This window comes from Microcoleus pseudofavosus SVA1_A4 (assembly GCF_036700565.1).
In the GTDB taxonomy this organism is placed as follows: Bacteria; Cyanobacteriota; Cyanobacteriia; order Cyanobacteriales; family Microcoleaceae; genus Microcoleus.
This window is the reverse complement of record NZ_JAUBPE010000014.1, coordinates 43,957-60,216: the sequence shown is the minus strand read 5'-3', so window position 1 is coordinate 60,216 and position 16,260 is coordinate 43,957. Positions and strand designations below refer to the sequence as shown.

Genomic DNA, 16,260 nt, shown 5'->3' with positions numbered 1-16,260 from the left:
TCTGGGTGTTGGGTGCGCCCCAAGCAGCAAACCGGGCAAACCGTTGTCATTTTGACTTCATTTTAACTAGGGGAATTGCCAATGCCTGCCAATCTTTTACAAGACCGAGATTACACAATTATTATTGCCAGAAGCGATGCCAGCAAAGACCCCCAACATCCTTGGTACGAGGAGTGGGTAGAAGCACAGGCCTCTCTGATCGACTTAGCAAAAAAATGTCAGGAATTTGACAGCGACGGCATCACCCTTTACGAAGCTTCTACTCCTATGTGGAAGTATAAAAATTCAAATGTTGCCCGGTTAGCTGAAATTTTGCAGCGACAAAATACGGAACCGGATTCAGCAAACCCGACTTCAATTAATTTGGAAGAAGCTCTGAAAGAAACTTTCAGCGATTATTTCGGAAGCAAAACAAATGCCACTGGGAAGAAAGGAGCAATAATTGTTGCAGTCCTAGATCAAAAACCAGAAAAGACCGCTGCTGTCGCCGAAATTCTTATAAGTGCGGCAAATAAAATAGATAAAGATGAAGAAATTGGGGTGAGTTTTATCCAAATTGGGGACGATGTGAAAACCCGGGAATTTCTGATTGACCTGGATACAAATTTACAGGGTAGAGGTGCAAGGTTTGACATTGTAGATACCAAGTTTTGGCACGAAATCAAAAGAAGTTCTGTAGTTCAGTTTCTCATAGGTGCAATTAATGACTAACACTTTGACTCCTAGACTCGCATCTGATGCTAAACCCCGCGACGTGCAGTTTATCCCGATCGCACTCGATACTTTTATTGTGCGATCGCGCACTTGGGACAGACTAAAATTTGAAGTCGAGTATTCGCTGCAAAAGGGTACGACAGCAAATAGCTATATTATTCAAGCTGAAAAGACTGCTTTGTTCGACCCGCCGGGGGAATCTTTTACTCAAAATTACCTGGGATTTTTGCAGCAACGGGTGGACTTGACAAAGCTGGATTACATAATTTTGGGGCATTTCAACGCTAACAGGTCAGTAACAATTAAAGCTCTGTTAGAATTGGCTCCAGAAGTAGCTTTTGTTTGCACGAATCCCGCCGCAATTGGTTTGCGGGCCGCTTTTCCCGATCAAGAATTAAACATTATGGTCGTTCGGGGAGAAGAAACTCTTAACTTAGGAAAAGGTCACGCTTTAAAATTCATCGCGACTCCGACTCCCCGCTGGCCAGATCAACTTTGCACCTACGATCCGCAAACTCGAATCGTGTTCACTGACAAACTATTTGGAGCTCACGTTTGCGGCGACCAAGTATTTGATGAAGGGTGGAGCGTTTACAGCGAAGACCGGCGCTATTATTACGATTCCCTGCACGCATCTCAGGCAAAACAAGTGCTGGTGGCAATGGATAAATTAGCCGATTTACCTACAGCATTTTATGCTCCCGGTCACGGCCCGATCGTCCGTTACGGCCTCCACGAACTGAGCAATTTGTATCGGGAATGGAGCCAGCAACAAAATTCAAAAGACTTGACAGTTGCTTTGATTTATGCTTCGGCTTACGGAAATACCGCTACTTTAGCGCAGGCGATCGCCAAAGGAATTACTAAAGCCGGCGTTGCTGTAGAAAGTATCAACTGCGAATTTGCCGAACCGGGAGAAATTAAAGAGGCGATCGAAAAATGCGCGGGATTTATCATCGGAACTCCCACGCTAGCAGGACACGCTCCGACGCAAATTCAAACTGCTTTGGGAATTGTTTTATCTACCGCAACTAAGAGCAAATTAGCGGGGGTTTTCGGTTCTTTTGGCTGGAGTGGAGAGGCGATCGACTTAGTGGAAAGCAAGCTGAAAGATGCCGGCTATCGGATTGGATTTGAACCGATTCGAGCGAAATTTAAGCCGACGGCGACGACGATTCACGAGTCCACAGAAGCGGGAACGGATTTTGCTCAAGCTTTGATTAAATCGCAAAAATTGCGGGCACCGAAACCGCAGTTGGCGGCAGGGAGCGATCGCACTGAACAAGCAGTAGGGAGACTCGTTGGTTCGCTGTGTGTAGTCTCGGCGAAGCGGGAGGATGTCAGCAGTGCGATGCTGGCTTCGTGGGTGTCGCAAGCAACTTTTAATCCGCCCGGCGTGACGATTGCGGTGGCCAAAGATCGATCGATCGAAGCTTTGATGTATGCCGGCGATAAATTTGCGCTCAATATCTTAGCAGAAGGGCGGCAGTTACGCAAATATTTCATGAAAAACTTTGCTCCGGGAGAAGACAGGTTTGCGGGAGTCGAAACGGTGGAAGCTAGCAACGGCTGTCCGGTTTTGACTGATGCTCTAGCTTATCTGGAATGCCAGGTAATAAGTCGGATGGAATGCGGCGATCACTGGGTAGTTTATGCGGCGATTGAAAACGGTCATTTGCTCAAAAATGACGGCGTGACAGCGGTGCACTACCGGAAATCTGGGAGTCATTATTAAGGAATTTGTCATTCGTCAGAATTTTTGATTCGGGCTTCTGATTTCTGACGAATGACTTTCGATCGCCAACTCAGAAATATGTCATCATAAAATAACTGATAACTTGGACAGAGCGTAAGTCAACCAGACAAACTGCTAGCTAAAATCTTACTTGGTAATTCCGACGCCAATATACCCTTTGCTCAACTTTGCCAACTTTTACGCAGACTCGGCTTTGAGGAACGGATTCGCGGCAGTCACCACATATTTGCTAAAGATGGTGTTGAAGAAATCCTAAATCTTCAACCCAAAGGCTCGCAAGCCAAAACCTATCAAGTCAGGCAAATTCGTGAGGTAATTCTCAAACACCAACTAGGAGGTGAAAACGATGCTTCGCTATGAAATTATCCTCTACTGGAGTCAAGAAGACCAAGCATTTATTGCCGAAGTGCCGGAATTACCCGGATGCGCTGCGGATGGCGAAACTTATCAAGAAGCACTACAAAATATCGAGATTATTATGCAGGAGTGGATTGAGACGGCTCAGGAATTGGGGCGTTATATTCCTCAACCGAAAGCTCGCTTAATTTCGGCTTAGTTTAATGGGAATTTTAGGCGATTGTCCTGATATTTACTAAAGTTTGATCGCCTCTCTTTTCTCCACATAGAAATGCAAACTTGGATTAAAACAATTAACTTTCTCCCCTTTATATCGCTTTCGCTTGCATCGGTATTGTTCAAATAGTCAACAGTCAACAGTCAACAGTCAACAGTCAACAGTCAACAATTCGGGTATGAGTGCAACCGGAATTGATATTACTTGTCCTCAGCAGCCTTTTCCGGCCACAGATAAATAGCGCCAGAAATCAAAGTTAAAGCCACAGAAACCCAAAAAGCAATTAATGCGGGAAAATTCCATGCTTCAGATAGAGGAGCAATTAAAAGTGCGATCGCCACAATCTGACTCACCGTCTTCAACTTCCCCCAAATATTAGCACCAGAAATTTTAGTTTTGTTAACACGCCACCCCGCAATTGTCAACTCCCGACCCAAAATCAAAAACACTGCCCAAGCCGGCACTTTCCCCAACTCAATCAACACTAAAAGCGGCGCGAGAACCAACAATTTATCCACCAAAGGATCGAGAAACTTACCCAAATCGGTAATTTGATTCAGCTTCCTAGCCAAATAGCCGTCCAGCCAATCAGTAGCCGCAGCTACCACAAAAATAGCGGTGCAAATCCAGCGGCTTTGCGCGCTTGGGTCGTACAAACCGTACAGCAGAAAAGGCACTCCCAGCAAGCGAGAAAAAGTAATCAAATTAGGCAAATTCATATAGAAGAAGGAATAAGAGGATGTAAAAATGCAATTGGGGACAATCGTTTCAGTGATTAAGAACGTCCTGACTGTCGGGCGCGGTTGCTATAAATCAAAAATTAAGGGCAACTCTGCGAAGATTGCCCTTAATTTAACATTTTTTGCAGTCACTTTACTAAACAATGCAGTTCATCAATTTTTTATCCAGTTCTATGATATAATCTCGACCGTAAGATTGATTTTCTAATCCTTGTACCAGGTTTTCTGGCAGGTCTTGGGCAATTTCACTGCTACAGGAACCAGCAGCTAAAGCAATAGTTGCTACTGTATCGACATCTCCCGAAAAGGCAATGCAATCTTGGAGCAGTTTGCTCATACTATCATGGAGCATGACAGCAGTAATAGCTGCTCTAACACAGACCAAACCTTTAGTGCTGACTTCTCCTTGCCAAGGTATCGACCACTCACCAGCAACGTGCCTTTCTAGAAAATTTCCCAAATTATTCTTTAAACCTAACTGATAAATAAAGTAATGGGACATCAAAGCGGCCGCTATAGCTGCATTAATGCCATCGGGAGTATTGTGGGTAATTGCAGCTTGAATGGTAGCATTTTCGATAACTTTTTCAACAGTCGGAAAAATGCCAATTGGGCCGGCTCGCATCGCCGATCCGCTTTTATCGCTAGCGGAGTGAATTTTTGCTAAGAATTCTTTTCCGTCTTCAACTTGTAGCAAAAAATTGTACATTTTGCCAGCATAACCAAATCGCCGATCGCGGTGAAAAGCTGCAACAAATTTGCTGGCTAAAAGTTCCGGCGTCCAAGGTTCTCGGCTGACGATCGCTTCAGCTATCGCTAAACTCATCTGCGTATCGTCTGTGTAACATCCAGGCTGGATGTCGTGATGGGGATGCTTGATGTAGCCGTTGAGATTGTTGTACAACTCGATCGTCTGCCGGTCAACAAATTCAAAACCCGCACCGTAAGCGTCACCAATCGCTAATTCTATTAACATATATTTAATCCGGTTTCCAAATATTTCATCCCCTGCTTTTTCCTAAAATAATAAAAAAAACAGCCCAAAACAACTTACCTATTTAACAAGCACCGTCTTTAGTCAACACCACCCAAATTGTTTTGCAAATCAGACTAATGTCGTAGACAACAGACCACTTGCACTGATAGTCGAGATCCATCCGCACAATATCGTCAAAGTCTTTAACTCCAGACCGTCCGTTGACTTGCCACTCCCCAGTCAGGCCGGGTTTGACATTTAAACGCTGCCAGTGAACAGCGTCATAGGCAGCAACCTCATCGGGAGTTGGCGGTCGAGTTCCCACCAAACTCATATCACCGGCTAACACGTTCCAGAATTGAGGCAACTCGTCCAAACTCGTGCACCGCAAGAAGCGGCCGACGCGGGTAATTCGCGGGTCATTTTCATTCTTAAAAATGTGACCCTTAGCTTGGTTGGTAACTAGGTGTTTGAGCTTTTCTGCGCCGACAACCATCGATCGAAATTTCCACATTCTGAAATGCTGGCCTTTCAAGCCGCAGCGGACTTGACTGTACAGCAGCGGGCCCGGATTGTCCAACAGCATCGCCACTGCGACGGGCACCGCCACCGCAGCAGCAATTGCCAGTCCCAGCAGCGAACCCAAAATATCGATCGACCGCTTTACCTTGCTCGTTACGGATCGGTGAACCTGCTGTGTGGCTACACAAACTTTGTAAGTAGGTTTCGGAATAAATAAGGAAAGCATTTCGGATAATACTGATAATTTAGAGACACCCATCGCAAATTTCCTTTGATTTGTCTCAAGTTTAAAGAGATATCACGTCTATCTTATGAGACTCCCCAAATCGGGAGAACCTGAACTGCTGGGCTTTGCACAATCTTTAAAAAGCTACAACACTTTTATAAAGTTTCTGTGTATTTCCTCTGAAAAGGTATAAATTTTATTTAGAATTTTAAGTAAATTCACATAAAAAAGTTAGTCTTTGCCGGAAAAAACCCGGTTTCTACTAGGAATCTTCTAGGAATTTTCGAGGAAGACAGGGGGGATTCCACTGAGAAACTGGGTTTTTAGCTTTTAACGATAACTATCGCAAACATCCCAAGCAATTGTTAGCGGCTCTAGCAATTTTTGCTGGCTGCTAGAGGCAAGTTTGCCTAAATATTCGCGAACAACCCCAGCGTGTTCGATATTCAAGCGATAACCCCGCGAGACATCTTCAAAGAAAAGCGGCTCGGCCAAGATTGCTTCCCAATCGGGATTTTGCCTCGACTCCTGGGCCAGCAGCATGAAATCTTCCTCCGCAGGCACAAGTCCCGCCGGCAATTTTCCTTCCAAAATCCCCAGAATCCGGGGCTCGCAGGTGCGGGTATTCACGCCCTGGCGTTCCAACAACTGCAAAATTTCCTCAAAGCTCAGAGTTTCCCCGCCCAAAACCTGCATTAATTCCCACAGCAGAAAAAAGTCGCTGTACTGCTGCTGCGGCACATCCAAAATTTGAGGGTAAAGAGCCAAACTCGCCAACCCGCAGGCAACTCGACCAATTTTTTCAGGAATATTTGTATTTTGAGATACAGAATTTAATGCAGAATTATGAATCTCCAAAATATCTCGATCGACCTCCAATTCCTGGTCTTGAACCACGATCGCATTCGGCAGCTTCTGCCGCAACCAGCGGGCGATCGCAGGCCAAGCACCCATACCCCCCGCACAAATCGCCTGATCGATCCCCGCCGGCGACATTCCCGCGCGGCTGAGCAAAGCATTCAATTCCCGATTCAACTGCTGCACAAAAGGCACTAAAATCAGACTTTCCAAATCTTTGCGCTTCACATCCCAATGCTGCTGGCCAATATCCAAAACAAAACTTTCTTGATGTTGCAAAATAACTTTCAAATGCCTTGCCGCCTCCAACAATTGCAGCCCAAAAGTAGAACCTTGCAACCGCTGCTGCAATTGATAGCGACTGGGCAAATCGGGATGCCCCGGACGCGGCAAATCGATCGACATTCCCCAAGTTTCATTTTTAGCCAACAACTGACAGATAATATCCTGATCGAAAGCATTGCCAGCAAAAGCAAAACTTTGGCAAGTAAAATCAGCACGAGTTAATTCTTGAAGATTGGACGGCAACTCAACTAAAGCTAATTCCACCGTCGTCGCCCCCGCATTCAAAATCAAAGTTCCCCCGCTAAAAGACGAAGCATTTACAGTCAGCGGCGCAGCTTCGCGTAGGGAATCGCCCTTAATAGAATGGATCGCCGAAGACTGTACTCCTCTGGAATTTTTGACAGGAGTTACAGCAGCAAGCAAAGTGGCGATCGCATCTTCCACCACAAAAATTTGCGAACCCGAAGCCACCAAAGAAGCGCCCAAAACAGCCTCCCGCAGGTTAAACCGATAAGCATTTCCCCAGCCGGCCGGAGTCCCCAAAATTACACCCTGCAAGTCTAAAAGCGCCGCATCGAGAGTTTCCGCTGTCAGTCCCGAAGCCTTACAAATTAAATTAGAAACTGGCAATAGAGCAAAATTCGCCCTCGGCATTGCAGAATCTAAAATTTCCCCCGATCCGCCAAATTTTTGCCCCTGCTTCCTCGGATTCAAAGTAGCCAGCAGCGCCCGCACAGCTTGCAGCGGCAAGGCGATCGAAACAGCTTGATTTGGCGATCGCTGCAACAGCGGTTCGTACATCCCAGCAGCCTCCCGCTGATAAGGAATGCCTACCTTTAAAGGCAATTTAAAATTTTGCCGTAAAAATTCTCCCGCAGGCAAAGCCAACTGCCGGAATCCAACCGACTTGACTGTCACCTGCGCCCCGGAGACTCCAGGGGCTGTTTCTTCCAGCACCGCAGCAGAGGGAATCCGAAAGCTCGCGCCCGCAGCCCAAGCCTCAGCCTGCGGTGTTTCCGAGTGCTGTGCGGCTTCCCAATAAATCGGGTGCAACTGCCCGCTGGCGCGATCGAGCAAAGCCGCCGACAGCCCGCTGGAGGCGAAATCAATACCCAAATACCAGCGAGAATTCGGGCGTTCCCGGGATGGGGCGATCGCACCTGCAACAGAAGGAGACGCCGACTCTTGGTGCTGTGCGGCAAACTCGCTAAACTCGGTTTTCCCCTCAACAACTCCTGCTTTACTCTCTGTCGAAATTAGGTTTTTTTTTTGAGTTTCTGGAGGACTTGACAGCAGTTGGTTAGTTTCGGCAGTTTCTGGAGGGGGAGAATCAGTCAAAGGTCGATCGGTCTCTATCAAACTAGCCAAAATGTCGTCTAGCGTTAACTTCGACTCATCTTCCTCAGCAAACAAATCATCCTCAAGTTCGTCTTCCAAAACAAAGGGTTCATTCTCAGATGAGAGTTCCAACACATCTGAGAACAAATCCTCCAGCGTGCCGAATTCTTCCTCTGCGGCAATAGCAAAGGAATTTTTTGCACTGCCCTCGGGGGAACTCGCCGATAAATCCAAGCTGTTAGCCGCTGAGGAATTCGATCGCCAGGAGCTAGTATTTTCCAATCCCTCCAGATTGTAGAGGTCTGTCTCCAACAGTTGCAGAGTATTGTTGTCCAAATTTAGAGCTCGATCGAGGTCATCTTCTAATGCCTCGACCGGCAGCAAATCCTCGTCGGGTGAAGCTTGGATGTAGGAATCATCGAGCCGCTGCGACGAGGTGCCGAACGCGGCACTTTGAACGCCACCGGCACTCGCCACACCGGGCGCGGCACTGGGGCGGTTCGGGCTCATTTCTGCAGACACCCTCAAGGCCGGCGGAGGTAAAGGTCGCGATCGATCGACAGCAGGAGTGTCGAAATGCTCGCCTCGGTTTTGAGCCGTTTCTAGATTTTCTCGATCGCCCGGGTCAAGTTGCGGCTCTAACGAACTTATGGCTGACGGTTCTGAAACCTGAGATACTGTTGCCTCTAACGAACTTATGGCTGGCGGTTCTGAAACCTGAGATACTGTTGCCTCGAACGAACTTATGGCTGGCGGTTCTGAAACTTGAGGTAGTATTGTAACTTGCGGTTCAAATAAATCTTCAGTATCTAAAGTTAGATCCTCTACAGAATTACCGATTGCGAAGTCTGAATCTTCACCTCCTAAAATATCTTCCAGCGATTCGCCTTCATCAAGCAGATTTACAAACAAATCTTCTGCATTATTTAGGGGTTCGGCACTTTCATAATCGGTCGCATTTTGAGCTTGTACCGATTCAATCTCGGTCGCATTTTCTGTATTTTCGAGGGTGAAATTTTCTAGTTCGAGTGCTATTTCGGCGACTGCTTCTCCTGCGAACAAACTTGCGTACAAATCCTCACTATCTTCGCCACTTTCTGCTAACATACCTTCCGATTCAGCACCGGGCAACCGAGTTACTGAGCGAGGTATTTCGGGTGCATAACCGAACAAATTCTCTTCCAAATCCGGGAGCGAGATTGGGACTTCAAGCCGATCGCGATCGCGCCTCGACTTTCCGAATTGCGAAGAAATTTCTGTACCGGCGTAGGGCAATATGTCTTGTTCTGGGAATTCGCCGGTGCGATTTTCACTCTTGGCGGCTGAGTGCTCGATCGCAGTATTTGAGAGGGCTGGAGCGGCAGGAGATCGATCGGCTGCGGTTGGGCTGACCGTTTCAAGATTTGCATCGGCGATCGGCTGCTGCACGTAAGAAGACGCTTCTCGCCCCAACTGTGCGGCCAAGTGGTTGACGAAAGCCGCGAACATCGCCTCGCTCTGCTGGCTCAAACCGTACATATTTTCGAGTTCTTGTCCCAACGAAGCTTGATAGCTTTGCAGATTTGCTTGCAAAGCCTCGAACACGATACCCATCCTAGAATCGAGACTCATCAGCAGACTGTCAGCACGAGATTGCAACAGTTGCATTTGCTCCAACCTCCTCGCCGGCGTCAGCAGCGGGTGTTCTTCTGAGGTTTGTGGGTTAAGTGTTACGTCAAGAGCCGGTTGTTCTGATGGTGCACTGTTCAAAGAGTTAGGTGCTGCGCTGCTTTGCAACAACTGATTTTCTAGGGAACCTAGAATTTGGGAGAAATCGCTAGTCAAGGTTTCTTCCAAGCGCGCAGTCAGTACCTGCAAGAATTCAGAAATGATTTGCTGTTGGTTTGCTTGTTGCTGAGCTAGCGATTGTTGCTGCTGCCGTTGTGCTTCTAGCTGTTTGATTTCTTGAATTAGAGCTTGCTGCTCTTGTCGCAGAGCTTCTATGTCTTCTTGGAGCGGCCCCGTCAAGCTTGAACGCAGGTGACTGAGTTCTCCGGTTACGGCAAGCATGATTTGCTCTGCTGCTGAGGGGCGAGGGGCGGGCATCGGCAGTTTGGGCACTGGAACTGGTTCCGGGCGGACATTTGGGGTGGGGGGGCCCTTGCTGGCCGCTACCTTTGAGTCTGGGGAAACCAGATAAGCGCGAACTCGTTCTAACAATTGGCGCTGGTGGACAGTATCGATGGAACCCGTCCAAGGCAAACGGGGTGCGGGCTTGCTGAGTACCTCGTCAATCTCAGCAATCAGTGCTTGAATTTTGTACTTCTGAGAATTCAAGGGCGGAACCTCTGGGAATGCGGCTAGGGAGAAACTTTACCGAAAAAAGACTGAAGTCAGGCGGCAGCGATGCCAATAGATAGAGTAATCTGAATGCGAGTCCGTCAATAATTCACTAATATTTTCTGACAACTCTTAATTAACCTTTTGTCTTCGGATGACTTCTATTGCCTATGATAGGTTAGTCGGTACTTCCGCACCAAATGCCCGCTTCTATCAACTGCAAGTGCTGTCAAATTCTGCGCCTGCTTTCCTGTTTCCCGGGCGGGAGGTCGCTTCCTGCTCGCTATAGCTGCGATCGCACGAAATGAATGCCCCCCACCCGCTTGAACGGCCTGCCGTACACCCGTCACCCCGAGTTTGGCTAGCGTGGCGGCGCGCCGCTCTCTCTTCATGTTTCACAGACTTGGAAAAAACCTCAAACAATTTGCGACTCGGGATACCGGGATTCGGGATTGTCCCCGTGCCGTCGATTTGACCAACCTTTTATAGTAGCCTTTTATCTGTGTTCATGGCTAGAGATTAATGGTACAGTAATCTCGGGGTAGCAGAAAAGGTTGGTGGGAACTGCGTGGGTTTCCCTCGCTACGAGCGCCAACCGAAGGGCTCGGAACGGCTGTGGATTTTCCTGATAGTGCTGACATTTGACAGGTTCGGCGGCAGTTGCAGTCGGATTTGGGATCTGTCTGCGGTGCTTGCCGACTTGTGAGCGTCGTGGATTGTGCCGATCGACCCAGGAGCCGGCTGACAACAAATCTCTCAGCAGTGTTAAACTTTGTAAACGAAGTGCTTTCAAAGGTAATTCGATCGGCAAAGGAGCTTGCCACGTTGCTAAATTTTTGTTAATAAAATTTGCTCAGTGGTATGTATCTAAAAAATTATGGTATGGTGTTTGGTTTCGAGCTCGCAATCAGAGCCTGAGACTATATAATTCCCATATTCGACCTTTGACCGCAAAACTTTAGAGGTAAAATTACCGATTTTAGATACTTGTTTCTCAAATCTTGAATCTGAAATCAAATGACTCGGCTGCAAGCTATTTCTAACTGCCCAGCGCAGCTCAAGCGCATAAATTAAAATGATGGCCTCATGGAAGACCGCTTTAACACCCGAGATCCGAATTCCAATATAAATCAATTGATAGTTTCTACTCCTTTTTTTGCAGGCTTGCCCGATCCTGTAATCGAGAGAGCAACTCTCCACATTGTTACCCGCAGTCATCCGTCAAATCAAGTGATTTTACTGGAAAATGACTGGGGAACATCAGTGTATTTTATATTGGATGGTTGGGTGAAAATTCGCACCTACAACCTAGACGGAAAAGAAGTAACACTGAATATTTTAGGGAAAGGAGAACTGTTCGGGGAAATGTCCGCGATCGAAGAAGCACCGCGATCGACAGATGTCATCACCCTAGCCCCAACACTGATCGGCAATATGCCATCTCAGGATTTTGTGCAGCTCATTCATACCGAGCCGCTAGCAGGCATTCGGCTAGCTCAACTGATGGCCCGCCGCCTGCGACAAGTCAACCGCCGCCTGCGTTTGCGAGAGTCGGACAGTACCTCGCGAGTAGCAGATATTCTATTATTTTTGGCCGAGGGGCAAGGGAAAATCATGGTAACAGGAGGTACAGAAATTCCCAACCTGCCGCACAGAGAATTGAGCAGCCTCAGCGGGCTGGCTCGGGAAACAGTAACGCGAGTGCTCAGCAAGCTGGAAAAAAAAGGAACTATTCAGCGCGAACGTGACGTTTTGTGCATTCCCGACCTGCACGCCTTAGAGCGTCTGTTAGTCTAGAAGTATCAGAAATTGCTAATTTGAATGAGATTCAAAAGCACTCTCTGTTAACTACTAATGATGATTTCCCGCAGGAGGTAAAGCTGTGAGTTTTAAGAAAATTTTCGCCGCCGTAGATGATTCTGAACTCGGCCACCGCGTCTTCAGTCAAGCTTTAGAATTAGCTCTGGGCGATCGGGCCCTGATGATGCTATTTCACTGCGTTACTGTCAGCTCGCTGGGCGAGACGGCAGTACCAATTCCGGTAGATTTGGGCATGAATGTCGAGTTAATGGATCAAGCTTATCAAGCTCAACGTTTGCGGCTGGAAAGGGACGCAAAACACGCTTCGGGTTTGCTACAAAATTACTGCGATGCCGCAGCAAAACAAGGATTGCAGGTGGAATTTGACTGCAAAACGGACGGCGATGCGGGACATTCTATCTGTGAATCCGCCCAAAATTGGGGCGCAGATTTAATAGTATTGGGCAGGCGCGGCCGCACGGGGTTCACAGAAGCTTTCCTCGGCAGCGTCAGCAATTATGTCGTTCACCACGCATCTTGTTCGGTTTTTGTAATTCAGGAAGTGAAAACCGAAAAATGATGCTGCTGAAAATTTTGGCTGAGAAAATCCATCTAAAATAAGACTTGCGTTCGTACCTAAACCCGGTTTCTATGAGCAATTAGATGTGGCGGCGAGGCATCCAAACAGTGAAACCGGGAATCAGCCGTATAGCGCGCAAGTCCCGTAAAATCTAAAATCTAAAATCTAAAATCTAAAATCGGATGAGTGATTTTTTGTCAGCAGATGCCGCGTCTAATTCGGGCAGTTCACCCAGTACAAATAACGAGCCGGAAACTGGCACTATTTCAGATTTGGCAGGCGATCGCCCAAATCCCGATAAGGGAACGCGCGCCTCTGGGGAAGCGCCTTTGAGGCTCGTAGAAACGGCATTTTTGGCAAGTACAGCTAGCTTGATTTGGCTGGTAAATTATTACTTTCCGCTGGGGCCTTTGCTGCGGGTTTTTTTCCCGATACCGATCGCCCTGGTTTACCTGCGCTGGGGCAACCGGGCTGCTTGGATGGCAGCTTTGGTTTCGGGTTTGCTGCTGTCGGTACTCATGGGCCCGACGCGCAGCATTTTGTACGTGATGCCTTTTGGAATTATGGGAGTTGTGCTGGGAGGACTTTGGAGGCGCAAAGCGAGTTGGTCTGTCTCTATTAGTTTGGGCGCGCTAATTGGTACTGTCGGCTTCTTTTTTCGGTTTTGGCTGCTGTCAGCTTTGGTGGGTCAAGACCTCTGGGTTTACGTCACCGCCCAGGTAACAGAGATGGTGGAATGGGTTTTTGTGAAGCTGGGCTGGCTTAATGTACCGAGTTTGAACACAATTGGGGCGATCGCCGCCGGGATGATTTTGGTTAACAATATTGTCTATTTATTTGTAGTGCATTTAGTAGCTTTACTGCTATTAGATCGTTTGGGAAATCCGATTCCGCGGCCGCCAAGCTGGGTGCAAGTTTTGATCGATTATGAAGAGTAGTTATTGGGCAGTTGGCAGTTGGCAGTTGGCAGTTGGCAGTTGGCAGTTGGCAGTTGGCAGTTGGCAGTCAACTAACAACTAACAACTAACAACTAACAACTAACAACTGACAACTGACTAATAACTAATTATGATTCATATTTATACAGAAATCGAACAGGGTCAGCGGTGGCTCGATCGCTATCGGGGACGAAAAGCGATATTTGCCTGCGTGTTAGGATTTACCGCTACAGGCTTAATTCCGGGGATTTCAGCAGCAGGAGCAACCCCGCACGATCGACAATTTACTTGTTTGGCCGATGCAGAATTCTTGTATAACGGCCCCCAACCGTCGCCCCAATATCCTTTGCCGCCCCTTGAAGCGGGTGCCTCGCCGGTACTGATATCTCGCGCTGTAGTCGAAGCTTTGGAAATTCCCCTTTACCTATTTAATGCTGGTTTGCCCCTCCCACCTCCGGTACCTGCAATTGATTTGGGCGGGACTGCGGCAAAATGTGTGATTTCTGGGAATGCTTTAGAACTCGAAACCGTCAAACATTTGCTCGAACAAGGATTAATTTGGGGAGCTAAATTGGCCGCTCAAACTAATGGCAGCTATTTAATTTTAGGGGAGTGCGTAGTTGGGGGAACAACTACTGCTTTGGGCGTGTTAATGGGTTTGGGTATTGCAGCGGCGGGCAAAGTTAACAGTTCTCATCCTCGCTGCAATCACGCTCAAAAATTGGCTGCGGTGACAGCGGGACTCAATAATGCTGAGTGGGAAATTGGCGGACAAAACAGCACTCCCCTGGCATTGGTGGCGGCGGTGGGCGATCCGATGCAAATAGCGGTGGCGGGAATGGCGATCGCCGCGAGTCGGACTTGCGGGGTGCTCCTAGCCGGGGGCACGCAAATGCTGGCAGTATACGCTTTGATCCAAGCCTTAGCCAGGGAATATGCTCTGTTATGGCGTCCCGAACAAGTTGCGGTGGGGACTACGCGCTGGGTAGCAGAAGACCCTACAGGAGACACTGTAGGACTCGCTAAAGAGATCGGCGGTGTGCCTTTGTTGGCCGCGCAGCTAAGTTTTGCTGGATCTCGCTACGGGCAACTGCAAGCTTACGATCGCGGATATGTTAAGGAAGGTGTCGGTGCCGGAGCGTGTGCGATCGCCAGCGGGCTAGCTGCAAATTGGACTCCCACTCAACTCCTCCAAGCTGTTGAAGCTTTAGCACGGCGCAGGTGTGAAATTAAACATTAAGTAGGTAGTTATAGCAATCAATGCCGGATTTGCGAACTTCTCTCTTTCTGCTCTTTCTTCTCTCTCTCTCTCTGCGTCAAGAGCGCCCTCTGCGGTTCATAAAAAAATCTTGTTCACCAAAGAAAGAGCATTGCTATTTCTAGACAAAATATCGCCTTAATATGCTATTCCCATACTAATTGCGCGAGACAAAAAACTCAACTTAACGACTCTATAAGTAGACGAGCAGAAATCAACGCAACTTGTATTTTTTCTGCGATTAATGCCCGATCGCCTCTAGCAGTATTTAATTAGACCCGCCTACCTGTTGCGAGTGCATTCTTTTGGATAGCAACTGTTCTTCCAAGGCAGCAATTCGATTGTAAGCCGCTGTTAGCTGAGCTGTTAGGCGCTGGATTTGAATATCTGCGCTCAGCTCTTTTTCCAGGCTTTGAGAATTCTTGTCGAAATAGCTGTCATCTAACAGTATGTCCTTGTGATCGAGGAGCCCGTCGAGACTGCTGTAGCTTTGATATGGCGAGGTTTTGTCATTTCCTACCGTTCCAGAGCAGTCGTTTCTTTGCTGGGTCAGCTTCGTCTCCTGGGCGGACTCCAATAGCTTTTCACTGAGGTTTTCTATGAGTTTGTAAAGGGCATCGACTTGTTGCGTCAATAATGTAACTTGCTGGTGGAGCGCTTCCATACAATCATCCTTTGGCTCGTAACTTATATCTTTACATATAAGGTAAATCTTTACATAACTGCGATTTATCACTAAATTATTTAATTTTTGACGTAATTGTTGTGTTCCCAATCCTGACGGTAGATTTAGGAAGCCAAGCTGAAGATAATCGATCGCCATTCGTGAGTCGATTTGAGATTTGAGATTTTAGGTTTTAGATAGTCTTGGATGCAGGAAGCTAGTTTTTTAACCCCCATACTTCGTTCAAACTTTCAATCAGAGTTAAAACATCAGGTTTCTGAGAGTCGGAACGCGGAGCGTCCTATTAGATTGACTTCGCTCTAGCCAGCGCTTTCAGGATTCACAATAGTGGATTTTTAGTTATTAAGCTGTCGCGGATTTAAAAAGGATTTTTCACTTCGCTGGTGTAAAAAGCGTCATCCAGTGGCAGAGGGCAACACTCTCCTTGTTTCGTTATATTAAAAAATGTAACACAGATGCAATCGATCGACCCGGCTGGCGAGGGAAATTCGCCCAAAAGAACTTTTCGCAGACAAATCAGGCGTGAAGTTGACGGAGTTGTCGGCATCGGAAAGCTCGATCGACAAGCTAGAAGGTAAAATCAGGGCAAGAGCAAAACAGACTCACAGCGCAGCAGAACCGAGTACAATGGCTCTGTGTTTGAGGAAGAAATAAGACAAATCGGCGCCAACTACCGGACTCGACAAACAAT

General features: G+C 47.5%; 16 protein-coding genes. 9 read left to right on the top strand and 7 right to left on the bottom strand.

Annotated elements, in window-relative coordinates:
• Positions 1 to 81 precede the first annotated feature (81 nt).
• From QUA02_RS08715 to QUA02_RS08700, 4 genes are all read left to right on the top strand, one after another.
• Complete coding sequence (locus QUA02_RS08715) at positions 82 to 711, top strand: vWA domain-containing protein (RefSeq protein WP_333026739.1); 630 nt, start codon at positions 82 to 84, stop codon at positions 709 to 711.
• Positions 704 to 2,449, top strand: coding sequence for a diflavin flavoprotein (locus tag QUA02_RS08710; RefSeq protein WP_333026738.1), 1,746 nt, complete (start codon positions 704 to 706; stop codon positions 2,447 to 2,449). Before QUA02_RS08715 ends, QUA02_RS08710 begins: the two co-directional genes overlap by 8 nt.
• A 132-nt stretch (positions 2,450 to 2,581) precedes the next feature.
• Positions 2,582 to 2,830, top strand: coding sequence for a type II toxin-antitoxin system HicA family toxin (locus tag QUA02_RS08705; RefSeq protein WP_333026777.1), 249 nt, complete (start codon positions 2,582 to 2,584; stop codon positions 2,828 to 2,830).
• Positions 2,817 to 3,026, top strand: coding sequence for a type II toxin-antitoxin system HicB family antitoxin (locus QUA02_RS08700; protein WP_333026737.1), 210 nt, complete (start codon positions 2,817 to 2,819; stop codon positions 3,024 to 3,026). Before QUA02_RS08705 ends, QUA02_RS08700 begins: the two co-directional genes overlap by 14 nt.
• A gap of 218 nt (positions 3,027 to 3,244) precedes the next feature.
• Here QUA02_RS08700 and pgsA read toward each other — a convergent pair whose 3' ends face one another.
• The 6 genes from pgsA to QUA02_RS08670 form a co-directional block, all read right to left on the bottom strand.
• Positions 3,245 to 3,763 carry a CDP-diacylglycerol--glycerol-3-phosphate 3-phosphatidyltransferase gene (gene pgsA, locus QUA02_RS08695; protein WP_333026735.1) on the bottom strand — a complete coding sequence of 173 codons (519 nt, stop codon included), beginning with the start codon at positions 3,761 to 3,763 and terminating at the stop codon, positions 3,245 to 3,247.
• Positions 3,764 to 3,920: 157 nt separating this feature from the next.
• The gene (locus QUA02_RS08690; protein ID WP_510182593.1) at positions 3,921 to 4,769 is read right to left on the bottom strand and encodes an ADP-ribosylglycohydrolase family protein; all 849 of its coding nucleotides are present in this window, start codon (positions 4,767 to 4,769) and stop codon (positions 3,921 to 3,923) included.
• A gap of 73 nt (positions 4,770 to 4,842) precedes the next feature.
• A complete protein-coding gene (locus tag QUA02_RS08685) occupies positions 4,843 to 5,508 on the bottom strand; it encodes a sugar transferase (protein ID WP_333026776.1) in 666 nt (221 codons plus the stop codon).
• Positions 5,509 to 5,838: 330 nt separating this feature from the next.
• A complete protein-coding gene (locus QUA02_RS08680; protein ID WP_333026733.1) occupies positions 5,839 to 10,305 on the bottom strand; it encodes a hypothetical protein in 4,467 nt (1,488 codons plus the stop codon).
• 164 nt (positions 10,306 to 10,469) lie between these two features.
• Positions 10,470 to 10,700 carry a hypothetical protein gene (locus QUA02_RS08675; protein WP_333026732.1) on the bottom strand — a complete coding sequence of 77 codons (231 nt, stop codon included), beginning with the start codon at positions 10,698 to 10,700 and terminating at the stop codon, positions 10,470 to 10,472.
• A gap of 120 nt (positions 10,701 to 10,820) precedes the next feature.
• Positions 10,821 to 11,132: a hypothetical protein gene (locus QUA02_RS08670; RefSeq protein WP_333026731.1), complete on the bottom strand. Its 312-nt coding sequence runs from the start codon at positions 11,130 to 11,132 to the stop codon at positions 10,821 to 10,823.
• Between the two features lie 262 nt (positions 11,133 to 11,394).
• On the opposite strand from QUA02_RS08670, the gene QUA02_RS08665 reads away from it, so the two are divergent.
• From QUA02_RS08665 to cobT, 4 genes are all read left to right on the top strand, one after another.
• Positions 11,395 to 12,105, top strand: coding sequence for a Crp/Fnr family transcriptional regulator (locus QUA02_RS08665; RefSeq protein ID WP_332985332.1), 711 nt, complete (start codon positions 11,395 to 11,397; stop codon positions 12,103 to 12,105).
• A gap of 85 nt (positions 12,106 to 12,190) precedes the next feature.
• Positions 12,191 to 12,688 carry a universal stress protein gene (locus QUA02_RS08660; RefSeq protein ID WP_333026729.1) on the top strand — a complete coding sequence of 166 codons (498 nt, stop codon included), beginning with the start codon at positions 12,191 to 12,193 and terminating at the stop codon, positions 12,686 to 12,688.
• Between the two features lie 182 nt (positions 12,689 to 12,870).
• Positions 12,871 to 13,626 (top strand): DUF2232 domain-containing protein, encoded by a 756-nt coding sequence (locus QUA02_RS08655; RefSeq protein ID WP_333026728.1) that lies wholly within the window; start codon positions 12,871 to 12,873, stop codon positions 13,624 to 13,626.
• 130 nt (positions 13,627 to 13,756) lie between these two features.
• Positions 13,757 to 14,866, top strand: a complete 1,110-nt coding sequence (cobT, locus tag QUA02_RS08650; protein ID WP_333026727.1) for a nicotinate mononucleotide-dependent phosphoribosyltransferase CobT — start codon at positions 13,757 to 13,759, stop codon at positions 14,864 to 14,866.
• Positions 14,867 to 15,152: 286 nt separating this feature from the next.
• Here cobT and QUA02_RS08645 read toward each other — a convergent pair whose 3' ends face one another.
• Positions 15,153 to 15,707 (bottom strand): hypothetical protein, encoded by a 555-nt coding sequence (locus QUA02_RS08645; protein ID WP_333026725.1) that lies wholly within the window; start codon positions 15,705 to 15,707, stop codon positions 15,153 to 15,155.
• Between the two features lie 317 nt (positions 15,708 to 16,024).
• On the opposite strand from QUA02_RS08645, the gene QUA02_RS08640 reads away from it, so the two are divergent.
• Positions 16,025 to 16,147, top strand: a complete 123-nt coding sequence (locus tag QUA02_RS08640; protein ID WP_333026724.1) for a hypothetical protein — start codon at positions 16,025 to 16,027, stop codon at positions 16,145 to 16,147.
• The last annotated feature ends 113 nt before the right edge of the window (positions 16,148 to 16,260 follow it).